At 70.7% G+C, this 5,422-nt stretch carries 5 protein-coding genes and 1 pseudogene; all 6 read left to right on the top strand.

The features are described 5' to 3' along the window. The first annotated feature begins 105 nt into the window (after positions 1–105). Positions 106–714: a polysaccharide deacetylase family protein gene (locus ACIQOV_RS25820; protein WP_359904878.1), complete on the top strand. Its 609-nt coding sequence runs from the start codon at positions 106–108 to the stop codon at positions 712–714. A gap of 167 nt (positions 715–881) precedes the next feature. Further along, entirely contained in the window at positions 882–1,208 is a 327-nt protein-coding gene (locus ACIQOV_RS25815; protein WP_401052292.1) for a hypothetical protein, read from the top strand. A 99-nt stretch (positions 1,209–1,307) separates the two neighbouring features. After that, entirely contained in the window at positions 1,308–1,538 is a 231-nt protein-coding gene (locus ACIQOV_RS25810; RefSeq protein WP_401052290.1) for a hypothetical protein, read from the top strand. A 201-nt stretch (positions 1,539–1,739) separates the two neighbouring features. Continuing rightward, complete coding sequence (locus tag ACIQOV_RS25805) at positions 1,740–2,612, top strand: sulfurtransferase (protein ID WP_401052288.1); 873 nt, start codon at positions 1,740–1,742, stop codon at positions 2,610–2,612. 205 nt (positions 2,613–2,817) lie between these two features. Continuing rightward, the gene (locus ACIQOV_RS25800) at positions 2,818–4,362 is read left to right on the top strand and encodes a M1 family metallopeptidase (RefSeq protein ID WP_401052286.1); all 1,545 of its coding nucleotides are present in this window, start codon (positions 2,818–2,820) and stop codon (positions 4,360–4,362) included. A 164-nt stretch (positions 4,363–4,526) separates the two neighbouring features. Beyond that, positions 4,527–5,422 (top strand): annotated as a pseudogene (locus ACIQOV_RS25795) (M1 family peptidase); the annotation flags it as partial.

Here is a 5,422-nt window from a genome sequence, read left to right as displayed (position 1 = left end):
CCGGCCGCGGCCGCCGCGCCGTCGGTGACCCCGGGGGGCACGCCGTCCGCGGCGTCCTCGTCGGCGCTGCCGTCCGCCGCGCCGAGTGCGGCGCCCGTACGCCGGGTGCTCACCGAGGCGGAGGCCAAGCCGGTGTACGACCTGGACCCGGAGCGGCGGGTGGTGGCGCTCACCATCGACGACGGCCCGGACCCCCGCCACACGCCGACCGTGCTGACGCTGTTGGAGCAGTACGGGATCAGGGCGACGTTCTTCCTGATCGGCGAGAACGCGGTCGAGCACCCCGCCCTGGTGCGGGAGATCGCGGACCGCGGCCACCACATCGCCAACCACACCTGGACCCACCCGGACCTGCGGCACCTGTCCGAGGCCAAGGTGCGGGACGAGCTGGAGCGCACCTCCGACCTGCTGCACCGCACCACCGGCCGGCAGCCCACCTGGTTCCGCGCGCCGGGCGGGGACTGGTCCGCGGCCTCGCTCAAGGTGGCCGCCGACCTCGGGATGCGGAACATGGCCTGGTCGGTGGACCCGAGGGACTGGGCCCGGCCCGGCACCTCGGCGATCATCGACCGGATCCTCAAGAACGTCCGGCCCGGGTCGATCGTGCTCAACCACGACGGCGGCGGGGACCGCTCGCAGACGGTGGCGGCGCTGAAGGCGTACCTGCCGGTGCTCGTCGACTCGGGGTACTACTTCACCGCTCCGCCGAACTGACGGGGGTTTCCGGTGGACCTCCGCAGGGTGACGGGTAGCGGTTTCAACCTTTAAACCACTCGAATAGGTGGATTAGAAGAACCGTTTTTGCGGATTTTGGGCCTCTAGGGTGATCTCGCACCGATGAATCCGGGTACCGCCGGGTACCACCTGAAAGGCCCTCACCCATGCGTCTCCGCAACGCCGTGCTCGCCGCCGCCAGCGCCGTCGCCCTCGTCCTCGCCGTTCCCTTCTCCGCCAACGCCGCGGAGGGCGATTTCCTCTACAAGGTCGGCCCCGGGGTCCTCACCGGCCTCGCCGACCCGCGGAGCGGCGAGTGCATCGACCTGCCGTGGACGACCGAGGACGCTCCGGGCTTCGCGCCGGAGAACCTCACCCGCTCCACGGCCACGGTCTTCCTGGACTCCGGCTGCGCGGGTGACGTGTTCTACGTCATGAACCCCGGCAAGAAGCTCGGCGACCGGCTGAAGCTGCGCTCCGTCGTCTTCTCCTGAGCGGACCGTCACCGCTGATCCGAACGGTCCGGCGCCGCGTCGGGAGCCGCCGGACCATCCGCCGAACGGCCCCACCGCCTGTGCCGTGGGGCCGTTCGGGTGGACGCGATCGTGCCGCTGGCGCCCGCGCTCTACACCTTCTCGACCTTCCACTGCATGACGATCTCGCTCGGTGAGGGCGGGGAGGGCCTCGGGACGGTCTGGGGCGAGCAGACGGCCCGGCGGATGCCGGCGGTGGCCGGGTTCCGCTCGGTCGAGGCGAAGCGGGTCGAGGGGGACGTGCTGAACCTGTACTGCGTGGCGCGGCTCGACGGCGCGGCGCAGGGCTGACGGCGCACGGGCGGGCTTCCCGGGCGGGGGTGACCGGACGGATCTCCCGGCCGGGTGGCCGGGGCCGCACGGGCGGCGTAGGTTCGAACTGTCCGGCCCGGTCGCCGGCGCCTTGCCGTGCCCGTACGCCCTGCCGTCCTCGTGCGGCCCACCGTGCCCCGTCGGGCGCAGCAACCTGGGCAGAGCGAAGGAGGGCCTGGGATGACCGGCAACGGCTACGCGCACCCCGAGACGTTGGTCCGCACCGAATGGCTGGCCCACCACCTGGACGACGGGACGATCCGGGTCGTCGAGGTGGACGAGGACACCGAGGCCTACGACCGGGACCACATCCCCGGCGCGGTCGGCTGGAACTGGACCACCGACCTGCACAGCCAGGTCGGCCGGGACTACGTCGACCGCGACGGCGTCCAGCACCTGCTGCGGGCGGCCGGGGTCGAGGACGACACCACCGTCGTGCTCTACGGCGGCAACAACAACTGGTTCGCCGCCTACGCCTACTGGCTGCTGCGGCTGCGCGGCTACGGGCCGGTGCGGCTGCTGGACGGCGGGCGCAAGAAGTGGGAGCTGGAGGGGCGGGAGCTCACCCCCGAGGTGATGGACTACCAGCACACCGGCTACCGGATCGGCGGGCCCGAACGGCCGGAGCTGCGGGCGCTGCGGGACGAAGTCCTGGCCAAGGCGGAGGTGTTCGCCAAGCCCGGGGCGGACGCGGTGCTGGTGGACGTCCGCTCGCCGGCCGAGTTCCGGGGCGAGCTGATCGCACCCCCGCACCTTCCGCAGGAGCAGGCGCAGGTGCCCGGGCACATCCCGGGCGCGGTCAACGTCCCCTGGTCGCAGGCGGCCAACGACGACGGGTCGTTCCGCTCGGCGGAGGAACTGCGGGAGCTGTACGCGGGGAAGGGCGTGGAAGCGGAGCGCGAGGTGATCGCGTACTGCCGGATCGGCGAGCGCTCCGCGCACACCTGGTTCGCGCTCACCGAGCTGCTCGGGTACCCGCACGTGAAGAACTACGACGGCTCGTGGACGGAGTACGGCTCGCTGGTGCGGGCACCGGTGACGCTCGGAGCGTGAGTGGCGGGTGGGGTGGGGGTGACGGGTGGGATGCGGGCGCCGGGTGGGGCCCGCGGGAGGGTGTGACGGCTTCGCGGCAGCGCTGCGAAGCCGTCATGTCGGCGGGTTTCTTTTCATGAACATCTCACAATTTGGGAGTGGACGGGGCGCACCCGGGACAAGGATCGATCCAACCCCATCGTTCCGGTGATCCCTGGAGGACCACGTGCGCAAGAGGCTGATCGTCTCTGCTGCCAGTGCCCTGAGCCTGTTCCTGGCCGTTCCCGCCTCGGCTTCCGACTTCCAACCCGGCGCGGCCGGGGTCGGCGACCCGTACTACCCGACCTACGGAAACGGCGGCTACCGCGTCTCCCACTACGACATCCGGCTGAAGTACCAGCCCGCCACCGACGAACTGGAGGGCACCACGACGATCCTCGCCACGGCGACCCAGAACCTCTCCCGGTTCAACCTCGACTTCGCGCTGAACGTCTCCGAGGTCCGGGTCAACGGGCGGCCCGCGACCTTCGCCACCAGCGGCGAGCAGGAGCTGGAGATCACCCCCGCCCGGCCGCTCGCCAAGGGCGCCCAGGCCACCGTGGTGGTGCGCTACAAGGGCGTGCCGTCCACCGTGAAGCGGTACGGCTTCACCAGCTGGCACCGCACGCCGGACGGCGGGATCGCGGCGAACGAGCCCGAGGCGGCCTGGTGGTGGTTCCCGAGCAACGACCACCCGACCGACAAGGCCACCTACGACGTCTCGGTCCTCGTGCCGGACGGCACCCAGGCGATCAGCAACGGCGTGCTGACCGGCACCACCTCCCAGGCGGGCTGGACCCGGTACAGCTGGCGCGAGAACAAGCCGCAGGCGACGTACCTGGCCACGCTGGCGATCGGCAGGTTCGACGTCACCCGGGACACCACGGCCAGCGGGCTGCCGGTCTACAACGCGTACAGCAAGGACCTCGGGGAGAACGCCGACGCGGCCCGGGCGAGCGTCGAGCGCACCGGCGAGCTGGTGGACTGGCTGAGCGGCTACTTCGGCGAGTACCCGTTCAGCTCCGTCGGCGGCTACGTCCCCAATGTGCCGACCGGCTACGCCCTGGAGACCCAGACCCGGATCTTCTACAGCCCCCGGCAGTTCGCCAAGGGCTCCAACACCTCCGTGGTCGTGCACGAGCTGGCCCACCAGTGGTACGGCGACAGCGTCTCGCTCTCCCGCTGGAGCGACATCTGGCTGAACGAGGGCTTCGCCCGGTACGCGCAGTTCCTCTGGTCGGAGCACGAGAACGAGGGCACCGCGCAGGAACTGGCCGACTACGTCTACGCCTCGCACCCGGCCGACGACCCGTTCTGGAAGATCAAGCCGGGCGACCCGGGCCCGGACGACCAGTTCTCCGGTGCGGTCTACGAGCGCGGTGCGGTGGCCGTCCAGGCGCTGCGCAACGCCGTCGGGGACGAGAAGTTCTTCCGGATCCTGAAGGGCTGGCCCACCGAGCGCCGCTACGGCAACGCCACGATTCCGGAGTTCCAGGCCTACGCCGAGAAGGTCTCCGGGAAGAAGCTCGGCGACGTGCTGAACACCTGGCTGTTCACCCCGAGCAAGCCCGCCGTCGGACCGGTGCCGCCGGGCACCGCCGCCGCGGCCTCAGCCTCGGCCTCGCTGGCGCCGGGCGCGGACGCCGGCCGGGACGCGGGGCAGCCCCCGGCCGAGCCGAAGTCCTGGAAGAAGATCCAGGAGACCAACTCGGTGCACGAAGCCCATAACTGACGACATGCCGGACCAGCCGACGTGACGGCTCCGCGGTACCGCTCCGGAGCCGTCATGTCGGCGCGTTTCTTTTCATGAAGATCTCACGATCGGGGAGTGGGCGAGGGGTTGACGGGAGAAGGATCGATTCGACCCCGTCGTTCCGGTGATTCCTGGAGGACCATGTGCGCAAGAGGCTGATCGTCTCCGCCGCCAGTGCCCTGAGCCTGTTCCTGGCCGTTCCCGCTTCCGCTTCCGACTTCCAACCCGGCGCGGACGGGGTCGGGGACCCGTACTACCCGACCCTCGGCAACGGCGGGTACAGCGTGTCGCACTACGACATCCGGCTGAAGTACCAGCCCGCCACCGACGAGCTGGAGGGCACCACGACGATCCTGGCCACGGCGACCCAGGACCTCTCCCGGTTCAACCTCGACTTCGCGCTGAAGGTCTCCGAGGTCCGGGTCAACGGGCGGCCCGCGACCTTCGCCACCAGCGGCGATCAGGAACTGGAGATCACCCCTGCCCGGCCGCTGGCCAAGGGCTCCCAGGCCACCGTGGTGGTGCGGTACAAGGATGTGCCGTCCACCGTGGAGAAGTACGGCGGCTACACCGCCTGGCGCCGCACCCCGGACGGTGCGGTGGTGGCCGGCGAGCCCGTGTCGGCCGGCTGGTGGTTCCCGAGCAATGATCACCCGAGCGACAAGGCGACCTTCGACGTCTCGGTGCTGGTGCCGGACGGCAACCAGGTGATCAGCAACGGCGTGCTGACCGGCACCAGCTCGCAGGCGGGCTGGACCCGGTACAGCTGGCGGGAGAACAAGCCGCAGGCGACCTATCTGGCCACGCTGGCGATCGGCAGGTTCGACGTCACCCGGGACACCACGGCGAGCGGGCTGCCGGTCTACAACGCGTACAGCAAGGATCTGGGTGACAACGCCGCCGCGGCGCGGGCGAGTATCGAGCGCACCGGCGAGTTGGTGGACTGGCTGAGCGGCTACTTCGGCGAGTACCCGTTCAGCTCCGTCGGCGGCTACGTCGCCAACACCCCGTCCAGTGGCGCCCTGGAGACCCAGACCCG

Source organism: Kitasatospora sp. NPDC091257 (assembly GCF_044757675.1).
GTDB classification, from domain to species: Bacteria; Actinomycetota; Actinomycetes; order Streptomycetales; family Streptomycetaceae; genus Kitasatospora; species Kitasatospora lactacystinica.
Note: the sequence above shows the minus strand (reverse complement) of the source record. Positions and strands in the feature narration are given on the sequence as shown.